The organism is Alkalibaculum bacchi (assembly GCF_937875145.1).
In the GTDB taxonomy this organism is placed as follows: domain Bacteria; phylum Bacillota; class Clostridia; order Eubacteriales; family Alkalibacteraceae; genus Alkalibaculum; species Alkalibaculum bacchi_A.
Map to the genome: position 1 here is coordinate 24,614 of NZ_CALNCS010000027.1, position 25,632 is coordinate 50,245.

Genomic DNA, 25,632 nt, shown 5'->3' on the forward strand with positions numbered 1-25,632 from the left:
TTTATGGGTTATAAAGTAGATTATCCAAGAGAATTAGCAGTAAAAACGTTATATGAAATCAATCACAACAAAGCCTTTGTAAATATCGCTTTAAAAAAGAGTTTGAAGGACTCTAAATTGTCTTCAATAGATAAACCCTTTGTTAATACACTGGTTTACGGAGTGATTAAGCATAGGAGTTACTGTGATTGGGTTATTTCTAATTACAGTAAGATTAAATTAAAAAAAATTGCCCCAATGCTTTTAGAAATCCTTCGCATTGGGGTTTATCAAGTATTTTTTTTAGACAAGGTGCCTCATTTTGCAGCAGTAAATGAAAGCGTCAATTTGAGTAAAAAGTACTCTAAGGGTAAATCGGATAAGTTTGTCAATGGCGTACTTCGCTCTATCCTTAGAAATAAAGAGGAGATTCTCCAACATCATTTTGAAGGAGATGAAAAAATGACGATTAAATACTCTGCACCTATTTGGCTTGTGAATATGCTTAAAGAGCAGTATCCTATGGAAGTAGTAGAAAATTTTTTTGAGGAATCCATGAAAAATGCGCCTATAACTGCTCGCGTTAATAGGCTAAAGACCACAAAAGAAGAACTCAAAGAATCTTTGGCTATAGAGGGCATTGGTGTAGAAGATGGGAAACTCAGGGACTATTCTATTATCATAAATCAGTTTTCAGATATAAGCAAAAATCCTAGTTATCAAGAAGGACTGTTTATCATACAAGATGAGGCAGCCATGATGACAGTAGACTTATTAGATCCCAAACATGGTGAAGAAATCTTAGATATGTGTAGTGCTCCAGGTGGGAAAACTACTCATATAGGGGAAATGATAAAAGATACTCCTGGGCTGACTGCTCGAGATATTTACGATCACAAGCTTAAGCTCATAGATGAGAATTGTAAAAGATTAGGCTTAAAAAATGTTCGGTTGGAATTAAAAGATGGGCTCAAGTTTTATCCTGAAGACGAGGAAAAGTATGACAAAATACTTTTAGATGCACCTTGTTCAGGACTAGGGATTTTAAGGCGAAAACCAGATATTAAATGGAATCTCAGTGAAGAGGATATTAAAGCTATAATACAGATTCAAAAGAGCTTAATAAAAAATGCCTTTGATTATTTAAAGCCTGGTGGTATTTTAGTATACAGTACTTGTACTATCAATAGGCGAGAAAATGAAGAAGTAGTAAATGGTTTAATTGACAATAATCAGAGTGCATCTTTATTAAGTTTAAAAGGAATTGATGAAACAATTTTACTAAATGAGCACTTTGTACAAACCTTCCCAAAAGAAGACCAATGGGATGGATTCTTTATGTCAAAAATTCAAAAGAGAACTTGATAAGCGCCATAATGGCGCTTTTTTGCTTAATAGGAGCTTAAGTTATTGCGCTTCGTTGTTTAGCAGTAGGGATCTTTCGCAAGCTCCTCAGGATAACTTAAGCAACTACTAGGTCCAATTTAACGCATTAGATATTGATACCTTAGTAGCTAATAACTCAAAAGGTTTTACGTACAACATACAACATACAACTAAAGCACCGCAGATTCTTTACAATTCGACAATATTTGTAGTTTTAGTGGAGAAATTGATGATTTTTTGGTATTCTATAGTAAGGTAAATTAGAAAGGAACAGATTATGACAAATCTTATCGGATTGACTCAAGATCAATTATACGAAGTAGTAAGAGAGCTGGGGGAAGCGAAATTTCGAGGAAAGCAGATTTATGAATGGGTATACAAGCATAGAACTCCATCTATTGATCATATGACCAATTTGCCAAAAGATACAAGAGAAAAATTAAAAGAAAAATACACGATTGAACATATTAAGATTGAAAAAATATTAATAGATGAAAAAGATGAAACCCATAAGTTTTTATTCTCTTTAAACGATCAAAACACCATTGAGGGGGTTTTGATGAAATATAAATACGGCTACGCCTTATGTGTTTCCACCCAGGTAGGCTGCAAAATGGGCTGTACATTTTGTGCGTCCACTTTAGAGGGTATCGTGAGGAGTTTGACTAGTGGTGAGATCATCGATCAAATTATGGTTGTAGAAAATCATTTTCAAATCCGAATCTCAAATGTGGTTTTAATGGGCAGTGGAGAGCCTTTAGATAATTATGATGAGGTTTTAAAATTTATCTATAATGTCAATAATTCAAATGGAATAAATATTGGTCAAAGACATCTCTCACTTTCCACCTGTGGTATTGTACCTAAAATATATGATTTAGCAAAAGAAAATTTGCAGATTAATTTATCGATTTCGTTACATGGTTCAAATGATTTTATTAGGTCAAAAATGATGCCAATAAACAAAAAATATCCCTTAGAACAATTAATCAAAGCCTGTAAATTTTATATTGAAAAGACAGGAAGGCGAATAAGCTTTGAATACTCAATGGTCAATGGCGTAAATGATAAAATAGAGCATGCGAAGGAACTAGAAGCTCTATTAAAAGGTCTCAATTGTCATGTGAATTTAATACCTGTAAATGAAATTAAAGAAAGAGACTTTATAAAAAGTTCGAAAGATAATATAATAAGGTTCAGCCGTTATTTAAATGATATCGGTGTACCCACGACTATTCGAAGAGAATTAGGCTCGAGTATTAACGCGGCATGTGGTCAATTGCGTAGAAATCATACTGAAAAACCTAAGGGGTGAAATAATGGACATTGGTTATAAAAGCCATATTGGCAATTTAAGAGCCAAAAACCAAGATGCCTACCTCGTATTAGAGAAATCTAGTGCAAAAGTAATCATATTGGCTGTAGCAGATGGTCTTGGTGGACATAATGCAGGTGAAATTGCCAGCAGTACTTTAGTAAAAGAAATAAAAGATAAATTTGATAATACCAATATAATAGATGAAGAACGAATTCAAGAGCAAGAGGTAATAGAGATTATTAAAAAAATCAACAAAATCATCTATGAAATGGGTAGTAATGATGTGAATTTGAGCAAAATGGGAACAACCCTTTGTTTATCGATTATAGCGAATCAACAAGTTCATATTTTTCATGTAGGAGACAGCAGAGCTTATATCATAAATGAAAAAGAAATTTTACAGCTTACTAGAGACCACTCTTTAGTAGAGCAACTTATTTCTCAAGGAGAGATTTCTAGAGAGGAAGCCCAAACATATCCCAACAAAAATGTTATTACTAGAGCCATTGGGACGGATGAAGAAATTGAAGTAGATTACTATCAATGTGAGTTAAAAAGTGGAGATGCCATCTTACTTTGCACAGACGGCCTTACCAATGAAGTAGAAGCTGAAGAGATAAAAGACATTATCAATAAGCACAATTGTGAAGAGGCAGTAGAGGTATTGGTTCAAAAGGCAAATGAGTATGGCGGTCATGATAATATCACTGTAATAGTCTATAAACCGGAGGTGGTCCTATGACAGCTAAGCTATTAGGAAATCGATACGAGTTGATGGAAGTCATTGGCATAGGTGGGATGGCTGTTGTATATAAGGCTAAGGATAAACTTCTTAATAGACTAGTTGCTGTTAAAATATTAAAAAATGAATTTAATGATAATGAGCAATTTATCAATAAATTCAAAAGAGAATCTCAAGCTGCAGCAAGCCTCTCTCACAATAATATTGTAAATGTTTTTGATGTAGGCGTACAGGATAATAATCACTATATCGTAATGGAATATGTTAATGGAAAAACCTTAAAAGCTTATATTAAGGAGCAAGGGAAATTACCTTGGAAAGAAGCTTTGTTTTTGATTAAACAAATTGCCTTTGCTTTAGATCACGCTCATAAGAACAATATTATACACAGAGACATTAAACCTCATAATATCTTATTAAATGAAGATATGATACCAAAGGTAACAGATTTTGGAATTGCAAGAGCCATATCTAGTGCTACAATAACTTTAGTGGAAGAAACTATGGGTTCTGTACATTATATATCACCAGAGCAGGCTAGGGGTGGTTTTGTAGATGCCAAATCAGACTTATATTCTTTAGGAATTGTCTTATATGAAATGCTTACAGGGGAGGTACCTTTTGACAGCGACAATTCTGTTTCTGTAGCAATTAAGCATATTCAAGAAGAAATTCGATTTCCAGAGGGTATTCAAGATGTGCCTGAAGGATTAATAGATATTGTTTACAAGCTCGTAAAAAAAAGTTCCATGGATCGTTATCACAATGCTAGAGAGTTAATAATAGATTTGATAACCATTCAAAATAATCCTACTACCAGATTTATGGATGAGCCTGATTTATCCGATGAAACCAAAAAAACGCCGATTATTGGAGATGCACAATTAGAGGAGAAAAAGTCTCAGGATATTAAGGAAACACCTAAGAAAGAAAAGTTTAAATGGGGAAAGAAACAACTAATGGCCATAGTATTAATTCCAATTATACTAGGGATTATGGTATTTGTTTTGGTCAATGCTTTTGATGTGGAAGAAGTCAAAGTTCCAGACTTAAGTAATCAAACTATGGAAGAAGCAATTGATGTATTGCAAGGATATAAGCTCGATTACAGATTAGAAAGAGAAAACAGTTCTAGTGTATCAATCGACCATGTAATTGAACAAGATCCTGTGGCAGGCACGATGTTAAAAGAAGGTCAAGAAGTAGTACTATATATTAGTGATGGAGTAAAACAAGTAAAACTGCCTGATGTAACGAAGCAGTATGAAGTAGAAGGAATACAGATCCTTGAAAACACGGGCTTTGTAATCAATGAAATAGAGCGAAAGTACAATGAAGATTACGAAAAGGGCATGATATACGAGCAATCTCCAGCTCCTGGGACTTTAGTGAAAGAAGGGGCAGAAATAAAGCTTTATGTCAGTCAAGGCAAAGACTCAGCAGTATTAAACGACCTTGTAGGAAAGACTATAGATGAAGCAAAAGAAATTCTCTTGTCCGGAGGTCTTACTTTAGGAAGCATCAAAGAGGAAGTCAGCAATAAATACGAAAAAAATATCGTCATAAATCAAGATCCGAAAGCTGGAGTAGAATTACAAAAAAAATCTGTCGTAAATCTCACAATCAGCAAGGGATTAGTAAAATCAAAATCAATCAGTATTAATATCGCGTCTTATTTATATGGTGCGGATGAAGATGAAGATGAGAATGGTAAAGGCAAAGATAAGGATAAAGAAGAGCCCCAGCAAGTGCGAGTAAAAGTATTTTTAATAGATGATAAAAATGTATCTACTCTTCAATACGAAAAGGCGCATTTATCCAATGAAACCATAACTGTAGAGCTTAAAGGCATTGGCGTACAGTCTTATCAAGTTCAAATTAACAATACGATTTACAATGCTGAAAACATTAGTTTTTGAAAAAGAGGTAAAAGATGAATGGGATTATTATTAAAGGTATTGGCGGGTTTTATTATGTAAAAAGTGAAGAAAAGATATATGAATGCAAGGCAAGGGGCATTTTTCGTAAAGATAAGCATAAACCATATATAGGTGATTATGTAGAGATTACTATAGATCAAAATGAAAAAGGTGCTATTGAGGAAATATACCCAAGAAAAAATGTCTTAATACGCCCTCCTATTAGTAATATTACTCAAAATATTGTCGTATCTGCTGTAGTACAACCGGCGATAAACCTTCATTTCGTCAACAATATTTTAGTGTATTCAGAGCACCTAGATATTAAAAATGTACTATGTTTTAATAAAAGCGAATTAATTAATGAGGAACAAAAAGAAGAAATTAGGGAACACTTTATTAATACCAATTATAAAATTCTTTTTACCAGTGTAAAAGAGCAAACAGGTTTACAGGAGTTAAAAGACATGCTACGAGGTAATATTAATGTTTTTTCTGGAGCTTCAGGTGTGGGCAAGTCTTCTCTATTAAATAGCCTTATGCCTCAAAATAAAGCTGAAACAGGGGAAATTAGCAGTAAAATAGAGAGGGGAAAACACACAACCCGTCATGTAGAGCTTTTTGAACTTGAAGAGAATACCTATATTGCAGATACTCCAGGTTTTAGCAATATTAATGGAGCTCAAGAAATTGAACTAGAAGAATTAATGGAATCTTTCCCTGAATTTTCTGATCTTTTAGGTCAATGTAAATTCAATTCTTGTGTTCATGACAGGGAGCCAAATTGTGCTATTAAGGAAGCCGTTGAAAATGGTGAGATTGCTTCGTCTCGTTATTCAAGTTATATTGAAATGTTGCACTCAATAAAAGCAACGAAGAAATACTGAGGTAAAATATGAAAGCTTTGGTTATTGCAAATGGCAGTATTAAAAATGAAGAATTTTATTATTCTCATGTACTAAAAAATCATTTTGACTTAATTATTTGTGCAGATGGAGGGTTAAAAAATGCCCTTCTTCTCAATTTGAACCCTGATATAGCAATTGGGGATTTTGACTCTACAGAAGAATCTCTTTTACAGGATGTACAAGATAGAGGTGTAGAAATCATAAAATATCCTGTTGAAAAAGATGCTACAGATACGGAGATCGTCCTCGACTATCTAATAGATCATAGATACTCCCATATTACAATGATTGGTTGTCTTGGAGACAGAGTAGATCATAGTTTGGCAAATATTGCTTTACTAAAAAAGCTATTATCTCAAAAGGTCTATGGACGGATTATTGATGAAAAAAATGAGATTTATCTTATCAATGATAAAATAGAACTTTACAACAGAAAAGGAAGTACCTTATCTTTAATCCCCTTTTCTGAAGGGGTAGAAGGGGTTACAACGAATGGTTTATATTATTCGTTAGATAATCATTCTATGGTGAAGGCGAGTAGCTATGGAATCAGCAATATTATAGAAGAAGATTTTGCAAAAGTAGAAATTAAACATGGAGAATTATTGGTAATTATTTCTCGTGATTAAGAACATTTCACCACTTTTTAAATACAATAAAGTAAAAGGGTATTGTATGGTGAAAAAAATGAGAATAAATAAATGCTATATTAATTATATTGTATACTGTCTAGTAGTAGTACTGTTGGTTTTGTTGCTTCCAGATTGGGTATGGTACTTAATATTAATAAGTCTCATTGGTTTATTAGTATTTGTATTGTACAAACTTCACCTATTTGATAAGTTTTTGCGTTAACGAAAGATGCGAGGTAATAGATAAATTGCATTTCGGGGATATTTGAATTCATAAATAAAGTAAAAGGGAAGTCTGTGAATATTTAATATGGGCTTCCCTTTTATTGCAGAGGTAAAGTTAAAAGTATAGATTGTACAGTTATATTACTATTTAACTATTGTTCCTTAATAGGAAAGATCTATTACGAGCCTAAAGGAGCGTCCTAATGTTAGTGACTAAAGATTAGCGACTAAAAATTTTTGTATAAAAAAAGAAAATCTAAAAAGATTTTCTTTTTTTAAATAGTTTCTTTAATTACATAGCTCTTTGAACTTTATTAGATCTCAAACATCTTGTGCAAACCAAAACTCTCCTTGGAGAACCGTCAACCATTGCTCTAATTTTTTGTAAGTTTGGATTCCAAACTCTCTTTGTATGTTTAATAGAATGGCTTACTTGATTGCCTGCTACTGGACCTTTGCCACAAACATGACATACTTTAGACATATTTCTTACCTCCTTATCCGTGCCTTACTTTCAAAGCACTATTATTATAGCACAAGGATTCATGTAATATCAATAAAACATTTAAATCATTTTTTTACAATTTACTAAAAAAGATAAGATATTTTAATGCAGTAGTAGAAATGTAGGTAAACCTTACTATACGTAATAACTTGAATAATATTGTAAATTAAATTAGAATATGATTAAAGGTTTAAGGAGGAATTCGAATGATTGCAAAAATTTATAATGAACACGGCTGTATAAACATTTCAGAAAGTGTCATAGCGACGATTGCTGGTATGGCAGCAATGGAGTGCTATGGTTTAGTTGGCATGGCCTCTAAAAGAACTACAGATGGTTTTGTAGAACTTTTAAAAAAGGAAAATCTGAGAAAAGGCGTTAAAATCACACAAACAGATAATAAGCTTATCATCGATTTATATGTTATAATCGAATACGGTGTGAAAATATCAGTAGTTGCAGAAAATATTATTGATAAAGTAAAGTATTATGTAGAAAAACAAACAGGCATTAAGATTGATAAAATCAATGTCATTGTTGAAAGCGTCAGGGTGTAAGGAGGATTACAATGCAAATTAAAGAAATAGACGGAAGTATGCTTAAAGCCATTGTCATCAATGGTGCGGTAAATCTAGAAAAGAATAAAAAAATTGTAGACGATTTAAATGTTTTTCCTGTTCCAGATGGAGATACGGGGACCAATATGTCTCTAACCATACAATATGCAGCAGATGAACTCAAAAGGGCATCTGAAAAGGATTTATCAAAAATTGCACAGATGGCTTCTAGTGGGGCATTGATGGGAGCTAGAGGAAACTCGGGAGTAATCCTCTCACAACTTTTTAGAGGTTTTGCAAAGGGCTGTGAAAACCGAAAAACTTTAAATACCTTCGGCTTGGCCAATGCGCTGAAAGAAGCGTCTGCTATGTCCTATAAAGCAGTTATGAGACCTATTGAGGGGACAATATTAACTGTTGCCCGTGAAATGGCTGAATTTGCAGTAGAAAATGCTAGCAAATACAAATACATGGACGAGATGTTATTAGCAGTAATTGAACAAGGGAAAAGTGCCTTAGCCAATACACCAGAACAATTGCCAGTGCTTAAAGAGGCAGGCGTAGTGGATTCTGGTGGTAAGGGATTATTGTGTATCATTGAAGGCGCTTATGAAATTCTATCTGGGAAATCCATCCCGATGGAAACAACAGATGAACTACCATCTACAAGTAAAATGTTTGAAGATCATATTATGTCTGCAGAAGATATTACCTTCGGTTATTGTACCGAGTTTATCATATTAAGCGGAATAGAAGAATCTTCTATAGAAAATACATTAAAAGAAAATTTGGCATCAATAGGGGATTCTGTTATCGTTGTTGGAGATGAAGAAAAGATAAAAGTTCATGTTCATACAGATCAACCAGATAAAGCTTTAAACTGGGCTTTAGAAATAGGATCAGTGACAAGAATTAAAATTGACAATATGAGGGAACAAGTGGCTAATAATCCTTCCCAAAAGATAAAAGGAGAGGAAAAAGAGTACGGTTTTATTAGCGTAGCCGCAGGAGATGGTCTTGAAAAATTGTTTAAAAGCCTTGGTGTAGACGAAGTTATTGAAGGTGGTCAAACTATGAATCCAAGCACTCAAGACTTCTTAAATAAAATCGAACATATTAATGCAAAGCATATCTTTATTTTGCCAAATAATAGCAATATACTCTTAGCTGCAAACCAAGCTAAGGAAATTAGCCAGGTGCCTATAACTGTAATTTCAACTAAGAGCATACCACAAGGGATTTCTGCTCTTTTAGCGTTCAATTTAGAAGGTGATGTAGAAGAAAATACTTCGCAAATGAATGAAGCTATTCAAGAGGTTAAAACAGGTCAAGTAACCTATGCTGTTCGCGACACCTCTTTTAATTCATTAGAAATCAAAAAAGACGATATTATTGGCATATTAGAAAAAGATATTACAGCCGTGGGTCAAAATGTTTTTGAGGTAACTAGAAATCTCATCGAGAATATGATTGATGAGGATACGTCTCTTCTTTCTCTTTATTACGGTGCTGAAATAGAAGAAGAAGATGTTAATAATCTAATAGAAGAATTAGAAGAAAAGTATTCTGATATTGATATAGAAGGCAATTACGGTGGACAAAGCTTATATTATTTTATACTATCAGTAGAATAAAACAGATAGAAATGAAAGAGTGGAAGGTTTTACGATGAATCTTAGAGATCCCATTATTGATATAAAGGGAATAGGGAATGCAAAAGAAAAATTATTTCGCACTCTGGGAATTTATAAAATAGGGGATTTAATTGAATACTATCCCATTTCTTATGAGGATCGAACGAAATTAATATCTATAGAAGAGGCGATGGACAATCATAAGTCGCTAATAAAAGCTACAATAACAAGCAATCTGGTTACTCGCAAAATCAGGAGTAATTTAAGTATAACAAAGGCAAGAGCTGGGGATCATTTGGGTAGCTTTGAAGTAGTATGGTATAATTCACCTTATATAGGTCGAACGGTATTTGTAGGAAAAACCTACTATTTTTACGGCAAAGTAAAGAAGTCCTTTCATAATATACAAATGGAAATGCCAGAGATTTTTGAGCTACATGCAGAAGATTTATTTAGTTTTATCCCAAAATACTCTTTGACAAAAGGTCTAACACATAAAGATATTCGAAAAGCGATTAAAAATGTCTTTAATAAGAGTATTACAGTAGAGGATTACCTATCTCAAGAACTTATAAATAAGTACAAGCTCATGGGTCTAAAAGAAGCTTATGAGAAAATTCATTACGCCAAAAATCGTGAAGATTTATCTAGAGCAAGGCATCGCTTGATATTTAATGAATTTTTAGAGATTCAAATTGCTTTTCGTTCTATGAAAGAAGAAACAAAGAAGGATCCATTACCTTTTTTCCTAGACGATAATAGAATAAATCAAGTTCAGGAGTTATTAAATATTTTACCTTTTCAACTAACCTTATCTCAAAAGGAAGTCTTAGAGGAACTATATAAAGATATTCGTATGAACAAACAGATTAATCGCTTAATCCAAGGTGATGTAGGAAGCGGAAAGACTATTGTTGCAGTTATTATGTTATTTATATGTTTATTAAATGGATACCAAGGGGTCATGATGGTTCCTACTGCAATCTTGGCAGAGCAACATTACGAATACATAAGTGATTTGTTTAGCAAGTTAAATATAGGTGCAAGAGTAGGTCTTATGACGAAATTTAAGACCACAAAACAGCGGTTAGAGTACTTACATAAGATTGCTACTGGAGAGTACAATCTTATAGTAGCTACTCACGGGGTATTGCAAGAAGATGTAGAATTTTCAAATCTAGGTCTAGTCATAACAGATGAACAGCACCGCTTTGGTGTTAGACAGAGAAAACAATTGTCAAATAAGGGTAAAGATCCTCATATTATCGTTATGAGTGCAACGCCTATACCCCGAACTACTTCATTAGTTCTATACGGAGATTTGGAAGTTTCTACGATAAATACCCTTCCGGCGGGGAGAAAGCCCATAAAGACTTACAGCGTCAATACCGGTTATAGGTCCCGCATTTATAAGATGATCTTAAATGAAATTTCAGAGGGCAGACAAGCCTATATTTTATGTCCTAGTATTGAAATTAATGATCAGATGAATTCTGCAGAGGAAGTTTACGAAAAATGTAGAAATGGGGCTTTTAGGGATATACCTATAGGCCTGCTTCATGGTAAAATGAGTGGTGAGGAAAAAGAAGAAGTCATGAGAGCTTTTTACGAAAACAAAATTAAGGTTCTCATTTGTACTACAGTCGTTGAGGTAGGCATTAATGTACCCAATGCTACTATTATGTTGATTGAAAATGCGGAAAGATTTGGCCTTGCTCAGCTCCATCAGTTGCGAGGGCGAGTAGGTAGAGGAGAACATCAATCCCACTGCATTTTACTGACGGATAGCAAAAGTCACAAGACGAAACAACGAATGGATGTATTGATTCAAAGCACGGATGGATTTTATATTTCCGAGAGGGATTTAGAGTTGCGAGGGCCAGGAGACTATTTTGGTTTTCGTCAGCATGGATTGCCAAGTTTTAAATTGGCTGATTTGTCAAAACATCAGAGTATTTTACTAGAAGTTAATGAAATGGTTGAGTATATTTTACATTCAACGGAGCAAGAATATATTAAAAAAAAGGTTTTGATTGCCTTTCAAGATAAATTAGATCAAATCTCAATGAATTGATGGAGTAGATATGAGAGTAATTACTGGAACAGCAAAAGGAAAAAAGTTACTGGCGCCTAATGACGAAAGAGTTAGGCCTACAACAGATCGTATAAAAGAAACATTATTTAATATTATTAATCCATATGTAAGAGATGCTGTAATAATTGATTGCTTTGCAGGCACGGGAGGTATAGGCATTGAAGCCTTAAGCCGAGGTGCAAGACAAGCTTATTTTATAGATAATCACGGGGAAAGCATTAAGCTTATAAGAAGGAATCTTGAAATAGCTCGATTAGGAGAAAAAGGTATCGTACTTCCTGTTGATGCGTCTTCTGCTCTTACCTCTTTAGTAAATAAGAATGTAAAAGCAGATATTATTTTTATGGATCCACCCTATCATTTAAATATTATTAGTAGGTTAGTCGAAATCATAAGTGAAAACAATCTTTTAGCTGAAGATGGAATTATTATTGCAGAACACGACAACAGGATGGAACTCAAAGAACAAATCGGACAATTTATAAAAGTGGATCAACGAGTTTACGGAACTACAATCATGTCCTATTATAAAGAACAAACTTAAACGAGAAGGTGGATAAATGAAAGTAGCTGTATATCCAGGCAGCTTTGATCCCATTACCAATGGACATCTTGACATTATTGAACGTGGATCAAAAATGGTTGAGAAACTAATCGTAGTAGTACTTGTAAATAAGAATAAAAACGCTATGTTTTCTTTAGAAGAAAGGTTAGACTTGATTTCTAAATCTGTGGAACATTTGCCCAATGTAGAAGTAGATAGTTTTGAAGGTTTACTTGTAAATTATATGTGTAGCAAAAAAATTAATATCATCATAAGAGGGTTAAGAGCTATGTCTGATTTTGAAAATGAATTTCAGATGGCTTTAATGAATAAAAAATTATGCAATCATGTTGAAACCATATTTCTAGTTACCAAAGTAGAGTACTCTTATTTGAGTTCTAGTGCGGTAAAAGAGTTAGCTATGTTTAATGGAGAGATGAAGGATTTGGTTCCTGAATATGTACATAAAAATATCATCCATAAGATTGAAAGGAGAAAGAAATGAAGATCATTTCATTGCTAAACGAATTAGAAAGAATTATACAAGAAGCATCTAGTCTGCCATTGTCATCAAAAGTAATGGTAAATCCTGAGCAAGTATTAGAAATTGTACAAGAAATTATGCAAAATTTACCTGAAGACTTAAAAGAAGCTCAATATGTAAGGGAAGAACGAAAAAAAATTCTAATTGAAGCTCAAAATGATGCAGAGAGAATTATAAATGATGCAGAATCTAAAATTAGAGATATGGTAGATGAAAATCAAATCACTCAATCTGCATACCTAGAAGCAGAAGAAATTCGAAAAAGAGCAGAAGAAATTTCTACAGAAATCAGGCAATCTACAAATGAGTATGCAGATAATATTCTGAGAAAAGTTCAAATGAATCTCAATAGCGTAATAGGGCAAATTGAAGAAAATCGAAATGAATTAAAAGGCAATTAATTACAGCGACCAGCAATCGGTTTGTATGTATTTCTTTTAGGTCCTATGAGGCATGACCTTAGTTTGGCGACTGATTACTAAATAGTTGAGGCACTCTTTGTATTATATGAAAACAGCAACTAGTAAAGCGTTTAGGCTTTATTAGTCGCTGTTTTTTTTGCGGAAGGCCAGGAGTAAAAGGGTAGTGATGGAGAGCGCAACAATGGACTGAAAATAGTAGGCTGGATAGTTAAAGTGTTCAAAGGCTCTTCCTATATGAAAACTATTGTATACGCTTAATGCTGTTGGATAAAGTAGTTTATAACTTATCACTGCTAGGATAGTAGAGAGGATAGACTGTGTTATTTTACCTAGCAAAAATCTAGTATATTTAAGATCTGTTTCTACTAGAAAGGAATTCGTTTGCATATGAATAGAAAAACCACTCCAAGCTGTGACTAGGGCAGTGATGGCTACTTTTGTTATTAAAGGATCACTGCACTTACTAATTCCATCGATACCTAATGTGATTTCAAATAAGCCATAAAATAAACCCTTAACTAGTTCAGGGCTAAAATAAAAGACATTTAAATACTTATAAAAGAAGTCTGTAAATATATCTAAAATGTCTCTGGCATCGAGATAGTGAATCACTAAGTTAAAAAAGACCATATACCCACAAATTTTGATTACATTATGTGTGGAGTCTACAATTGCTGTGTTGATAATGTTCGAAACATTCTTTGTCTGACACCTTTTAAAGGTATTGAGTGAGATATCCTCCTTATATAATCTCTTTAGTAAAAGGGTGTTTAATATGCTTCCTAAATAATTAGCAATAAGTAGTACAGGAATAATCGCAGCATTATCAAACATTTGTGTAGCGATGATTCCAATAATAAATGCTGGTCCTGTAGAGCTGCACATAGCAAGTAGTTTGTAGCTCTCTTCTAAAGAGGTTACATTTTCCTTTCTCAAATCAGCTATTAGTTTAGCCCCTAATGGATATCCGGAAATATAGCCCATAACAATAGGCAAGATTCCGCTACCTGAAACATTAAAAATCTTATCCATAGGCTTGTTAAAAAAACGTTGAAAGATATAGGCTACATTTAATTGAAATAACATGCTACTAAAAATCATATAGGGAAATAAACTCGGCATAACATTGTAGAACCACAGCTCAATACCGCCGATTACTGATGAAATGGCAAGCTCTGGCTCTACAATCAAATTTGCTAACATAAAAACAGTAGCGAATATTAATAGAAAGCTCGAATTAAATTTGATTTTTAATCTTATCATACATTATTCTATTATACTCATTTTAAAATTATTCGCTTGAAAAAAAGACTTACATAACTATATTGTAATAGTACAGCACGATAGATTTTAATCCTTCAAAATTCCAATGGTTTGTCTAAGAACCTAAAACAAAAGTAGATACTGCATGCTTATATAATTTCTGGCTTTCTCCTGTAGTCTTCATTAAGTTTTGATGGATTCGTCATAAGATAATAGTAATTGGTAGATAAAACATCCTTTTCTATAGCGTATCTTTGGATTTCATTTAGAGACTTGATGTCTTTTGATAAATTTGTAATTATTGGAATGTTGCTTTTTTCGCGAATTTCACGGAGGATTTCTTTTCCCTTATCATTAAAGGCTAAAACTCTTAAATAAGGCGTATAGTTAGGATTTTTAAAGACTTTATAAACATACTCCTCTTTGTGGTTCAGCAGTTGGTTAATAAGAATTCTCTTGATTCTCGTTTTTGTGTATCTTTTGCTGATGATTTGATCGAGAAGTTCATCCATAGTACTAGATCCAATAGAAGCTTTTAAAATTCTATTTTCTAGTCCTTCTTTTACATCGAAAGTGTCTTTCATATCTTCTTTAGAGGTTTTAAGCAAATCACCTACAATGAGAGTATAATAGTGGCTTAAGAAATTATAAATCATTGTTTTTTCGTATATAGACAATTGTTCTGTAGTCTCTTTTGGCAGTAAGTTTTCTATATTTTTTACGCTATTAGTCTTTTGGATTTGATTTCGAATATACGTTGCTCCAGCGTAGTTGTTTACGGATTTTTCGTGGTGATAACCTGCGTGGACTCTCTGTATGGCTATAGGCTTTATAGAACTTTTTAGAGAATAAAGCCACTTCATGTATTCAATGGCTAAAATATTATTAGGATTAGATAAAATATCACCTGAACCTTGCAAATAGGCTTCAACAGCGTATTGACGCCCTTTGGGATAGGAAATCCCACTCTTTAACTGTTCTTTTAGAACTTCTTTATATTCTTGTGGTTCCTCTACTAATATCTTGGCTACTTGAAAAATTTTGTTTAAATCAGGGTCTTCACATCCAAAGCTAACTGCATCCACCACATTTAAAGAATCTAAAGTAGTAATAGCTCCATAAGCAAAGATTTCAGCGCTTTGACAGGAGTATACAAAAGGTAATTCTGCAACAAGGTCAAGTCCGCTCTTTACAGCAATTTGAGCGCGAATCCACTTGTCCACTAATGCTGGTTCTCCTCTTTGTAGAAAACTGCCACTCATAACGGCCATGGAGTGCGTAGCATGGCTTTTTTCTAGAGATTTCAATAAATGATATTTGTGTCCGTTATGAAAAGGGTTATATTCGGCAACAATACTGAGTAGTTTCAAGAATTACACCTCAATTTTAATTGTAATATAAAAATAATAACGTATATTTTTGTTTTTTTAAAGTGATTTTGTAGAAATTATAAAAATCTATGATAAAATAATAAATGATGTGTAAGAAATTTAAAGTAGGAGATGTTAAATTATGAACATTTTAGTCATTAACTGTGGTAGTTCTTCATTGAAATACCAACTTATTAACATGAACAACGAAGAAGTAATAGCAAAAGGGTTAGCAGAAAAGATCGGTTTAGAAGACTCCATTTTTAGTCATACTCCTGTAGGCAAAGACAAAGTAGTCAAAAACGGTAAATTAAGTGATCATCAAAAAGCTTTAAATCTAGTAATGGAATCATTAGTAGATGAAAACTGTGGTGTAATTAAATCTCTTAATGAAATCGATGCCGTAGGACATAGAATCGTTCATGGTGGCGAGTATTATTCATCATCTGTTTTAATCGATGAAAAAGTAATTGAAGCTATCGAAAAATGCGTTGAACTTGCACCACTACACAATCCAGCTAATATATTAGGAATCACTGCATGTCAAGCTTTACTACCAGGCGTACCTATGGTTGCAGTATTTGATACAGCTTTCCATCAAACAATGCCTAAAGAAGCATATACCTATGCATTACCATATGAATATTACGAAAAATACAAAGTTAGAAAATATGGCTTCCATGGTACTTCTCACAAATATGTTTCTGGTAGAGCAGCTCATATTTTAGACAAGCCAATAGAAGAATTAAAGCTTGTTTCTTGCCATTTAGGTAATGGAGCTAGTTTAACAGCTGTTAAAAATGGAAAGTCAGTTGATACTACAATGGGCTTTACTCCATTAGAAGGTTTAGCAATGGGAACAAGATGTGGAAACATTGACCCATCAATTGTAACGTTCTTACAAGATAAAGAAAACCTTACTGCACATGACTTAGATACAATCATGAATAAAAAATCAGGTGTATTAGGTATTTCTGGTGTGAGTTCAGACTTTAGAGATATTGAAAATGCAGGCGACGGTGGAAATGAAAGAGCAAAATTAGCAATAGCTGTATTCATATACAAAGTAAAAACAGCTATTGGATCTTATGTAGCAGCTATGAATGGTGTTGATGCGATTATATTTACAGCAGGTTTAGGCGAAAATTCAGCTACAAGTAGAAAAGCTATATGTGAAGGTTTAACTTATTTAGGACTTGCAATTGACGATGACAAAAATGGAATGCGTGGCGAAGAAATCATAATTTCTACTCCAGAATCAAAGGTAAAAGTAATCGTTATTCCAACAGATGAAGAAATGGCCATAGCAAGAGATACCAAGGATATTGTTGGCAAATAGTGCGGAAAATTAAATGAATTGATTCTCTTGACAAAGTATCATATTGAATATATAATTAACTCTGCGAGTTCAGAGGTGATTCTTTGATTATTAATATTTCACATCTTATAAAAGGGAATAGCGACAAAATTGATATCAAAACTCAAATGCATCATCTTTTGCCCGAGTCAAAAGATGATTCTATTGAGGTAGGAGGTATTCTTTACGTTGAGGATAATGTCCTTAAGGTGGATCTTCAAGTAAAGGCGCAGGTACATCTTGTATGTTCCAGATGTATTGAAGAATTTATTTGTCCACTAAATTTACACCTACAGGAAAGTTATAATCTAGTGGAGGATCAAGGAATTTTGCAGAATGAAACGATAGATTTGACAGAACTGTTGAGAGAAAATATCTTACTTAATCTCCCCATAAAACCTTTGTGCACTGAAAATTGTAATGGTCTCTGTGCAGAATGTGGGACAAACTTAAATATTCTTTCTTGTAAGTGCAAGGAAGAGCAGGTAGATCCTCGTTTGTCTGTTCTGAAAAATCTATTAAATGGGGACGAATAGGAGGTGTAGAAATGGCTGTACCAAAGAATAGAATATCAAAATCTAGAAGAGATAAGAGAAGAACTCACTACAAATTGAGTATTCCAGGTATGAGTACATGCCCTAAATGTGGTGAAACCAAATTACCTCATAGAGTATGTAAATCTTGTGGAACGTATAAAGATAAGGGAATATTAGAAGTATAAAGAAGGCAGGGAATATTCTCTGCCTTTTTTTAAATTGGTTAAAAACAGGTGGTATGTTGTGGGCTTGTAGCTCCTTCATAGGTGAGTTACGGATTTTACCTTTACTCTTTTTCTGACCAACCGACCAACTAAAAAAAAGAGGTGAATATATGAATATCTATGTAGACGGAATGGGTGGAGATCACGCACCCGATGCTGTGGTAAAAGGATGCGTCGATGCAAGCAAAGAATTTAAAAAGAAGATTACCATCATCGGAGATGAGGAGAAAATCCATGAGTTGCTCCAAAAAGAGTCGTATCAAAAAGACCTTATTGAAGTTATACCAGCTTCTGAGATTATAACTAATAATGAAGATCCTGCGTTGGCTATACGTAGAAAAAAGCAGTCGTCATTAGTTATAGGCTTAAGAAGAGTAAAGGAAGAAGAAGACTCTGTACTTGTTTCTGCTGGAAGCACTGGTGCTTTACTTGCTGGAGGAACCCTCTTAGTAGGAAGGATTAAGGGGATACAAAGGCCAGCTCTTACTGTTATGTTGCCTACCAAAAAGGGATTTTCTCTTTTACTGGACTCAGGGGCAAATGTAGATTGTAAACCAATTTATTTACAGCAATTTGCCATTATGGCCAGTATTTATGCAGAGGATTTGCTACGGATAAAAAACCCAAAGGTCGCTCTCGCAAATATTGGGACGGAAGAAAAAAAGGGAAATGAACTAACAAAAGAATCTTATCAATTGCTAAAAGAAACAAACATCAATTTTGTTGGAAATGTAGAGGCTAGAGATATCCTCCAAGGTGATGTAGACATCATTGTATGTGATGGCTTTGCTGGCAATATGATTTTAAAGGCTACAGAAGGTGTAGGGCAATTCTTAATGGATGCTTTAAAAGAAACGATTATGAGTTCAACTAGGGCGAAAATTGGTGGACTATTGTTAAAACCTGCTTTGAAAGAATTTAAGAAAAAAATGGATTACACCGAAGTAGGCGGAGCTCCTTTGCTGGGCGTAAAAGGTGGAATCATTAAGGCTCACGGAAGTTCTAATGCAAAAGCCATTACTAGTGCTATAAAACAAGCTATAAAGTACCAAGAAGAAAAAATAACGAAGAAAATCTCTAATAAAGTAGTTGAAATTAAGGAGTAAATCGTGTAATTTTTATATAGTGGGAGGTGTGAAAGATGGATGTTTTTGAAACAGTAAAAAAAATAATTCTTGATCAAATCGATATTGATGAGTCATTAGTCACATTAGAAGCAAGCTTTATTGAAGACTTAGGGGCGGACTCTCTTGATTTAGCAGAAATGGTCATGTCATTTGAAGATGAATTTGATTTAGAAATAGAAGACGAAGAAATTGAGCAAATTAAGACAGTTGGAGACGTGGTTGAGTACTTCAAAAACAGGTAAAAGTCCTATATAGGGCTTTTATTTTCTATAAAAGTGCGGAAAGCGGATGCACGTTCAACCATTGTTAATCAAGGATAAATACGAGAATTCATGCGCATAGTATAAATAGAAATGTCTTATGAAATGGAGGGGAAATATGAAAGACGAGAAAATTGAAATAGTAATTGATTATCATTTTAAAGATCAAAGCATATTGAAAAATGCTCTAACTCACAGTTCTTTTATTAACGATAAGAGCAAGCTAAAAAATAACGAGAGACTTGAGTTTCTTGGAGATGCAGTACTTGAATTAGTTGTCAGTCATTATTTGTATGAAAACTGCAATAATAGAGCAGAAGGTGAAATGACAAAGCTTAGGGCAAAAATCGTTTGTACGGATTCACTTGCCATGGCTGCATCAGATTTTCAATTGGGAAATTATATTTATATGGGTAAGGGCGAAGAAAACACAGGGGGTCGAACTCGAAAGTCTATTCTAGCCAATACTTTTGAAGCCATTATTGGAGGGATATTCATTGATGGGGGTTTAGAAGAAGCAAGGAAGTTTATATTATGTAAATTAAAAAATAATATTGATGATTCCGTTAAAGGGAAGTTGGTATTTGATTATAAAACTAAATTGCAAGAGCATATTCAACAAAATGCAGCTAATGATATCGATTATGTAGTGATTAGCGAAGAAGGTCCTGAACACGATAAAATCTTTAATATTGAATTGTTCTTAAATGGAAAAGTAATTGGTTCGGGAGCAGGAAGCAGTAAAAAAGAGGCAGAGCAACATGCGGCGTATAATGGTCTGATTTTTTTAGGAGAAGTGAATGAAAAATAGGACAAAGGTCATACCTATTTTTATTCCTCACGAAGGCTGTCCTCATGACTGTGTTTTCTGCAATCAGAAAAAGATATCTGGTTCAATAAAATCACCTAGTATAGAAGAAATTAAAGATATTATTGAAGCATCTCTTTTGACTATTGATAGAAGTAAATACAGCATTATATTGGCTTTTTATGGAGGGAGTTTCACAGCTATACCCCAATCAAAACAAAAAATGTATCTTGAAATAGCTAGAGAATACAAACATAATAATAAGATACAATATATACGTCTTTCTACCAGGCCTGATTATATGGATGAAAATCAAGTCAATCTTCTTAAAGAGTATAAAGTAGACCATGTAGAACTAGGCATTCAGTCTACAAATCCAGAGGTATTAAATTGTGCAAAGCGCTATTACTCGATGAAAGACATTCAAATAGCTGTAAAAAACCTAATCACAGTACAAATCGATTACGGTTTTCAGATTATGCCTGGTCTCCCTAAAGATACAAAGGACAAGTTTATTAAGACTTGCATAGATTTACTTCCACTTAAACCCAGTACTCTTCGAATTTACCCTACAATTGTCATTGAAGGGACAGAAATGGAAGAGATGTTTGATGAGGGGCTATATAAGCCTTTGTCCTTGGATGAAGCAGTAGAATGGACTATGATTGGATATATTCTCTTTAAACAAATAGGAACAGATATCATTCGCATGGGTTTACATGCATCAGAATCGCTACTCTATGAAGACAATATAATAGCAGGACCTTTTCACAGTGCTTTTGGCGAAATGGTAGAAAGTAGAATCTACTGGTATATGATTGAAGAGTTGGTTCAAGAACATAATTTACAAAACACTCAAATTTATATAAGGGCCAACCCAAAGAATTTCTCTAAAATCAGTGGAAACAAAGGCGAAAATAGAAACAAATTAGAGAATAAATATAAAATAAAATACAAATTTCTAGAAGAACGTAGTTTGATAGAAGATATGATTATTGAGTATGAGAACAAAAGTTATTTCTTAAATAAGAAAGAGTTTTGTGATAAAATTAATAGTTGGATAAAGTGTGTAATTTAAAGTATAAGATGTAGAGTTTAAGATTTAAAGTGCATAGTTGGAAGTTGGTTATTATTTGAAATGACAGACATGCTGAGGGAAGTCGAAGTATCTCGCGTATAGAAGTATCTTAAGATGTAAATAAAACGAGATCCTTCGACTTTGCTTTGTATTAAAGGTTGATCGGTTGGACAGCAAAAAACCTTTAGCGGAATGTGGAATGTCGAGAAAAACACACCTCGCCTATAGGCAAGGTTGATTTCCGCTTTCAGCATTCATATTTAATGGTTTTGATTACCACCTGATGACCTTAAATCGTCAAAGGCGCCGAAGGAGGTGATATTTTGCATTTAAAGAGACTAGAGATTTTTGGATTTAAATCTTTTGCAGATAAAACAAATTTAGAATTTAAAGATGGAATAACAGCTATCGTTGGACCAAATGGAAGTGGGAAGAGCAATGTTTCTGATGCGATTAAGTGGGTATTAGGAGAGCAGAAAATAAAGACCCTTCGAGGCAGTAAGATGGAAGATGTGATTTTTTCTGGGACGGAAGCTCGAAAACCTTTAGGCGTTGCAGAGGTATCACTAATCATAGACAACCACTCTGGTTCATTTCCAATAGAATATAGTGAAATAAGTGTTACAAGAAGACTTTATCGATCTGGAGAAAGCGAGTATTATATTAATAAATCTCCTTGTCGCCTAAAAGATGTTCTAGATTTATTTGCTGACACAGGTTTAGGCAAGGAAGGTTATTCTATTATTGGACAAGGTAAGATTGATCATATTGTCTCTAGCAACTCACAGGAACGAAGGCTTTTAATTGAGGAAGCAGCTGGAATTGTAAAGTTTAAAAACAGAAAGTTAGAGTCACAGAGAAAACTAGAAAAGACTCAAGATAATCTATATCGAATAGGAGATATTATCTTTGAATTAGAAAAACAAATTCCTACTTTAAAAAAGCAATCAGAAAAGGCCTTTTTATATCTTGAACGAAGGGAAAAGCTGAAAAGAGTAGAATTAAATCTCTTTGTACATCGAGTAAATGAATTACAGAGAGCATTAAAAGAGCTAGAGCAGAATGCAAACCACATACAAGAAGAATTATCTAGGAAGAGTGAAGAGATATCCCTTAAAGATACAGCTTATCAAAAACTTCGAGTGGAAGTAGAATTTATTGATGAAGAGCTTAAAAAAGTCAATGAACACTACCTTGCCCTAAACGAGGCCTATCAAAAGAGCAACACAGATATTCAAATGTCTACTATAAAAATAGAGAACAATCAAGATAAGATTTCTTCCTTAGAGAAATTAAATAAGGAAATTCAAGAGCTAAATCATACTTTGAATCAAAAGATAGAATCTATTAAGCGTAGTATTTTTTCTATTGATGGAGAACTTAAAGAACAGAAAAATCAGATTTGTTCTTTACAAGAAGAAAAAAGTCAAAACGAATTGCTGATAAGATCCCAACAACAGATTTATATAGAAAAAAAGAATTTGATTGACAAAATAGATAAGAAAATTTCTGATACAATTAGTAATCTTGCTCTTTTAGAAAACAAAGACAAATATACTTTAGATCACCTAGCAGATTTGCAGAGAAGAGTAGATGAATGCAGTATTTCTATCCAGGAAGCAAGTGTATCTATAGAAGAGGAAAAGAAAAAACAAGATAAACTTTCTGAAGATATGAACTCCTTAAAAAGGCAATACAAGGAGAAAAAAGAACGCCTTGTTAAAGCTCAAGAGAAATCTCATGCATTATCTTCAGAGTTAAAATTCGATGAAAGCCAATATAATAAGCTTCATTCAAGATATAATCTTATGAATAGCAATGAGGATTTTATAGGTTATCAAAACAGTGTAAAAAACCTACTTAGGGAAAAAAAGAAAAATACGTTTTTGTCAGAGCATCTACACGATGTAGTTGGGAATATTTTAGAAGTCCCTAAAAGATATGCTCTAGCGATTGAAACTTCACTTGGCAGTACCGTTCATAACCTTATTGTTGAAAATGAAAATACTGCTCATGAATGTATTAAGATATTAAATACAAACAAATGGGGAAGGGCAACCTTTTTACCATTAAATATCGTAAAGGGTCAAGTTCTTAAATTAGAACCTAAAATTGTCTCTCAAAAAGGCTTCATTGATTTGGGAAGCAATTTGATTGAGTTCGATGAAAAGTATAAAAATATTGTCTATAATCTACTTGGCAAAGTTCTTATTGTAGAAGATATAATTGCAGCAAAAAAGATTAGTAAGCTTACTTTTTACAAGTACAAAATTATAACTCTTAATGGTGAAATCTTTTTTCCTGGAGGAGCCATTGTAGGTGGAGCCCACAAAAATAAGACCACTAGTATTATACAGCGAAAACAAGAAGTAATGGATTTAGAATTTTCAATGAAAAGTTTACAGGAAAAAATAAAAAGGTGTGAAAAGGAACATAATGGTGTAAAAGAGTTTGTAGAGCAAGGAAAAGTTGAAATGGCTTCTTTAGAGAAAAAGCTAAATAGATTACATACAGAAGAAAAACTTGTAAAACAAATTTGTGAACAGCTTAAGGATAAAGTATGTAGTGAATTAAAAAATAAATCCTCTCTACAAATTAAAATAGATGAAATTCACCATCAGAGAGCAAAGGAAGAAGAAAATATTGAAGATTTAAAAAAAATACTAGCATCTACTCAAATCGAAAAGGAATCTTTAGGAGATGTAAATCAATTTAAGGTAGATGATCAAATACAAGAAACGATTGATAAACTTGATGAAAAGATACTACAAATCAAGCTTTCTATAGCAAAAGCGGAAGAAAGGTACAATTATTATCAAACACAAAGAGAAGATTTTATCCATACTCTTGAGGAAAATACTCACAAAGTATTATTAAATAAAGAGGAAATGGATAAGTTAATACTTGATAACAAAGAGCTAGAAAAGATTATTGAAGAGGCCAATAGGCAAATAAATCAGTTGGAAAAAGCAAAAAGTCAGTTAAGAGAAAGTATGGAATCACATACAGAAGAAAAGAAAAACAAAAATCATCAGATTGACCATTTGCAGGAAAAGATCAAAGAACTAAACAAAGAAAATGTGCTCATTAACGAAAGCTATAATAAGATGGTCAACAAGGTGGAAAATAAAACGGCAGAACTAGAGCAACTTGAAAACAATATTTTTGAAGATTATCAAGTTAATTATGCTATGGCCAAAGAGTACTATTACGAGATTGAAAGCTTAAATGCCGAAATGAAGATTTTAAAGAGTTACAAAACTCAAATAAAAGATTTAGGTTCTGTAAATGTAGATTCAGTAGAACAATATAAGGAAGTCAAAGAGAGATATGAGTTTTTGACCTTACAAAGAGATGATTTGACGAAGGCAAAAGATTCTTTACATGAAATTATCGAGGAAATTACAGTTCATATGGAAGGCCAGTTTGTGGAGCAATTTGAGTTGATTAAGAAAGAGTTTGATTGTACCTTTACGAAACTTTTTAATGGAGGCACGGCAAAGCTTATTTTAGAAGATTCCAATAATATTATGGAAACAGGTATCGACATTGAAGTACAACCCCCAGGCAAAAAATTAAAAAATATAAGTCTTTTGTCAGGAGGAGAAAAATCTCTTACTGCTATCGCATTGTTATTTGCGATTATCAATATTAAACCTACCCCCTTTTGCATACTTGACGAAATCGATGCAGCTCTAGATGACAGCAATGTAGATAGGTTTTCAAAGTATCTTTATAATGTTTCAAAAGAAAATCAGTTTATTACCATTACTCATAGAAAAGGGACTATGGAAATAGCAGATAGATTATATGGAATATCTATGAATAAAGATGGCGTCTCAAAAATTGTCTCTGTCGAGATGAGCCATATATTAGAGAATGAGGTGAATGTATAATGGCAAAGGATGGATTTTTTTCAAAATTAAAAGAAAGTTTAGTAAAGACAAAAAATAATTTTTCAGGTAAGATAGATCAGTTGATTAATTACTCAGGAGTATATGATGATGATTTCTTTGAAGAGCTAGAAGAAATCTTAATATTAGCAGATTTAGGAGTAGAAACGACACAGGAAATTATCAAAAATACGAGAGAAAAAATAGCGAAAGAAAATCTTAAAAGTAAGGACTCTGTAAAGAATGCTATAAAAGAAATTATTGCAGAGATGATTAGCCATGAACAAGATACGAGCTATGAGTACC

At 33.3% G+C, this 25,632-nt stretch carries 24 protein-coding genes; 21 read left to right on the forward strand and 3 right to left on the reverse strand.

Annotation, left to right across the window (positions count from 1 at the left end; translation table 11 throughout):
* The first annotated feature begins 3 nt into the window (after positions 1-3).
* From rsmB to Q7P22_RS02195, 6 genes are all read left to right on the forward strand, one after another.
* On the forward strand, positions 4-1,344 hold the full coding sequence (gene rsmB, locus Q7P22_RS02170; protein ID WP_303860079.1) for a 16S rRNA (cytosine(967)-C(5))-methyltransferase RsmB: 1,341 nt from the start codon (positions 4-6) through the stop codon (positions 1,342-1,344).
* Positions 1,345-1,642: 298 nt separating this feature from the next.
* Positions 1,643-2,680, forward strand: coding sequence for a 23S rRNA (adenine(2503)-C(2))-methyltransferase RlmN (rlmN, locus tag Q7P22_RS02175; RefSeq protein ID WP_303860081.1), 1,038 nt, complete (start codon positions 1,643-1,645; stop codon positions 2,678-2,680).
* A 4-nt stretch (positions 2,681-2,684) separates the two neighbouring features.
* Positions 2,685-3,425: a Stp1/IreP family PP2C-type Ser/Thr phosphatase gene (locus Q7P22_RS02180; RefSeq protein WP_303860083.1), complete on the forward strand. Its 741-nt coding sequence runs from the start codon at positions 2,685-2,687 to the stop codon at positions 3,423-3,425.
* The gene (gene pknB, locus Q7P22_RS02185) at positions 3,422-5,344 is read left to right on the forward strand and encodes a Stk1 family PASTA domain-containing Ser/Thr kinase (protein ID WP_303860085.1); all 1,923 of its coding nucleotides are present in this window, start codon (positions 3,422-3,424) and stop codon (positions 5,342-5,344) included. The genes Q7P22_RS02180 and pknB overlap by 4 nt, the downstream gene beginning before the upstream one ends.
* Positions 5,345-5,358: 14 nt before the next feature.
* Positions 5,359-6,231, forward strand: a complete 873-nt coding sequence (rsgA, locus tag Q7P22_RS02190; RefSeq protein WP_303860087.1) for a ribosome small subunit-dependent GTPase A — start codon at positions 5,359-5,361, stop codon at positions 6,229-6,231.
* A gap of 8 nt (positions 6,232-6,239) precedes the next feature.
* A complete protein-coding gene (locus Q7P22_RS02195) occupies positions 6,240-6,881 on the forward strand; it encodes a thiamine diphosphokinase (RefSeq protein ID WP_303860088.1) in 642 nt (213 codons plus the stop codon).
* A 520-nt stretch (positions 6,882-7,401) separates the two neighbouring features.
* Here Q7P22_RS02195 and rpmB read toward each other — a convergent pair.
* Entirely contained in the window at positions 7,402-7,593 is a 192-nt protein-coding gene (gene rpmB, locus Q7P22_RS02200; protein ID WP_303860090.1) for a 50S ribosomal protein L28, read from the reverse strand.
* A gap of 227 nt (positions 7,594-7,820) precedes the next feature.
* Between rpmB and Q7P22_RS02205 the strand changes: the two genes are divergently transcribed.
* From Q7P22_RS02205 to Q7P22_RS02230, 6 genes are read left to right on the forward strand one after another with little or no spacing between them, the layout of a single operon-like run.
* The gene (locus Q7P22_RS02205) at positions 7,821-8,171 is read left to right on the forward strand and encodes an Asp23/Gls24 family envelope stress response protein (protein ID WP_303860092.1); all 351 of its coding nucleotides are present in this window, start codon (positions 7,821-7,823) and stop codon (positions 8,169-8,171) included.
* A gap of 11 nt (positions 8,172-8,182) precedes the next feature.
* Positions 8,183-9,805: a DAK2 domain-containing protein gene (locus tag Q7P22_RS02210; RefSeq protein WP_303860093.1), complete on the forward strand. Its 1,623-nt coding sequence runs from the start codon at positions 8,183-8,185 to the stop codon at positions 9,803-9,805.
* Between the two features lie 34 nt (positions 9,806-9,839).
* A complete protein-coding gene (gene recG, locus Q7P22_RS02215; RefSeq protein WP_303860095.1) occupies positions 9,840-11,879 on the forward strand; it encodes an ATP-dependent DNA helicase RecG in 2,040 nt (679 codons plus the stop codon).
* Positions 11,880-11,889: 10 nt separating this feature from the next.
* Positions 11,890-12,444, forward strand: coding sequence for a 16S rRNA (guanine(966)-N(2))-methyltransferase RsmD (gene rsmD / locus Q7P22_RS02220; protein WP_303860097.1), 555 nt, complete (start codon positions 11,890-11,892; stop codon positions 12,442-12,444).
* Positions 12,445-12,460: 16 nt separating this feature from the next.
* Positions 12,461-12,949 (forward strand): pantetheine-phosphate adenylyltransferase, encoded by a 489-nt coding sequence (gene coaD / locus Q7P22_RS02225; protein ID WP_303860099.1) that lies wholly within the window; start codon positions 12,461-12,463, stop codon positions 12,947-12,949.
* On the forward strand, positions 12,946-13,389 hold the full coding sequence (locus Q7P22_RS02230) for an ATPase (protein WP_303860101.1): 444 nt from the start codon (positions 12,946-12,948) through the stop codon (positions 13,387-13,389). The genes coaD and Q7P22_RS02230 overlap by 4 nt, the downstream gene beginning before the upstream one ends.
* Positions 13,390-13,530: 141 nt before the next feature.
* Here the strand turns inward: Q7P22_RS02230 and Q7P22_RS02235 are convergent, their stop codons facing one another.
* Both Q7P22_RS02235 and Q7P22_RS02240 read right to left on the reverse strand, forming a co-directional pair.
* Complete coding sequence (locus Q7P22_RS02235; protein WP_303860103.1) at positions 13,531-14,613, reverse strand: hypothetical protein; 1,083 nt, start codon at positions 14,611-14,613, stop codon at positions 13,531-13,533.
* Positions 14,614-14,822: 209 nt separating this feature from the next.
* Complete coding sequence (locus tag Q7P22_RS02240) at positions 14,823-16,043, reverse strand: nucleotidyltransferase (protein WP_303860105.1); 1,221 nt, start codon at positions 16,041-16,043, stop codon at positions 14,823-14,825.
* A 142-nt stretch (positions 16,044-16,185) separates the two neighbouring features.
* On the opposite strand from Q7P22_RS02240, the gene Q7P22_RS02245 reads away from it, so the two are divergent.
* The 9 genes from Q7P22_RS02245 to Q7P22_RS02285 form a co-directional block, all read left to right on the forward strand.
* Positions 16,186-17,382: an acetate/propionate family kinase gene (locus Q7P22_RS02245; protein WP_303860107.1), complete on the forward strand. Its 1,197-nt coding sequence runs from the start codon at positions 16,186-16,188 to the stop codon at positions 17,380-17,382.
* 83 nt (positions 17,383-17,465) lie between these two features.
* Positions 17,466-17,936, forward strand: a complete 471-nt coding sequence (locus Q7P22_RS02250) for a DUF177 domain-containing protein (RefSeq protein WP_303860109.1) — start codon at positions 17,466-17,468, stop codon at positions 17,934-17,936.
* 11 nt (positions 17,937-17,947) lie between these two features.
* Positions 17,948-18,121, forward strand: coding sequence for a 50S ribosomal protein L32 (gene rpmF / locus Q7P22_RS02255; protein WP_113919715.1), 174 nt, complete (start codon positions 17,948-17,950; stop codon positions 18,119-18,121).
* Positions 18,122-18,270: 149 nt separating this feature from the next.
* Entirely contained in the window at positions 18,271-19,266 is a 996-nt protein-coding gene (plsX, locus tag Q7P22_RS02260; RefSeq protein ID WP_303860114.1) for a phosphate acyltransferase PlsX, read from the forward strand.
* Between the two features lie 35 nt (positions 19,267-19,301).
* Complete coding sequence (gene acpP, locus Q7P22_RS02265) at positions 19,302-19,529, forward strand: acyl carrier protein (protein ID WP_303860116.1); 228 nt, start codon at positions 19,302-19,304, stop codon at positions 19,527-19,529.
* A gap of 136 nt (positions 19,530-19,665) precedes the next feature.
* Positions 19,666-20,358 (forward strand): ribonuclease III, encoded by a 693-nt coding sequence (rnc, locus tag Q7P22_RS02270; RefSeq protein ID WP_303860118.1) that lies wholly within the window; start codon positions 19,666-19,668, stop codon positions 20,356-20,358.
* Positions 20,348-21,433 (forward strand): elongator complex protein 3, encoded by a 1,086-nt coding sequence (locus Q7P22_RS02275; RefSeq protein WP_303860119.1) that lies wholly within the window; start codon positions 20,348-20,350, stop codon positions 21,431-21,433. The genes rnc and Q7P22_RS02275 overlap by 11 nt, the downstream gene beginning before the upstream one ends.
* Before the next feature lie 323 nt (positions 21,434-21,756).
* On the forward strand, positions 21,757-25,329 hold the full coding sequence (smc, locus tag Q7P22_RS02280; RefSeq protein ID WP_303860121.1) for a chromosome segregation protein SMC: 3,573 nt from the start codon (positions 21,757-21,759) through the stop codon (positions 25,327-25,329).
* A partial coding sequence (locus tag Q7P22_RS02285; RefSeq protein ID WP_303860124.1) for a signal recognition particle receptor subunit alpha occupies positions 25,329-25,632 on the forward strand: 304 nt, incomplete at its 3' end. The genes smc and Q7P22_RS02285, both read left to right, overlap by 1 nt.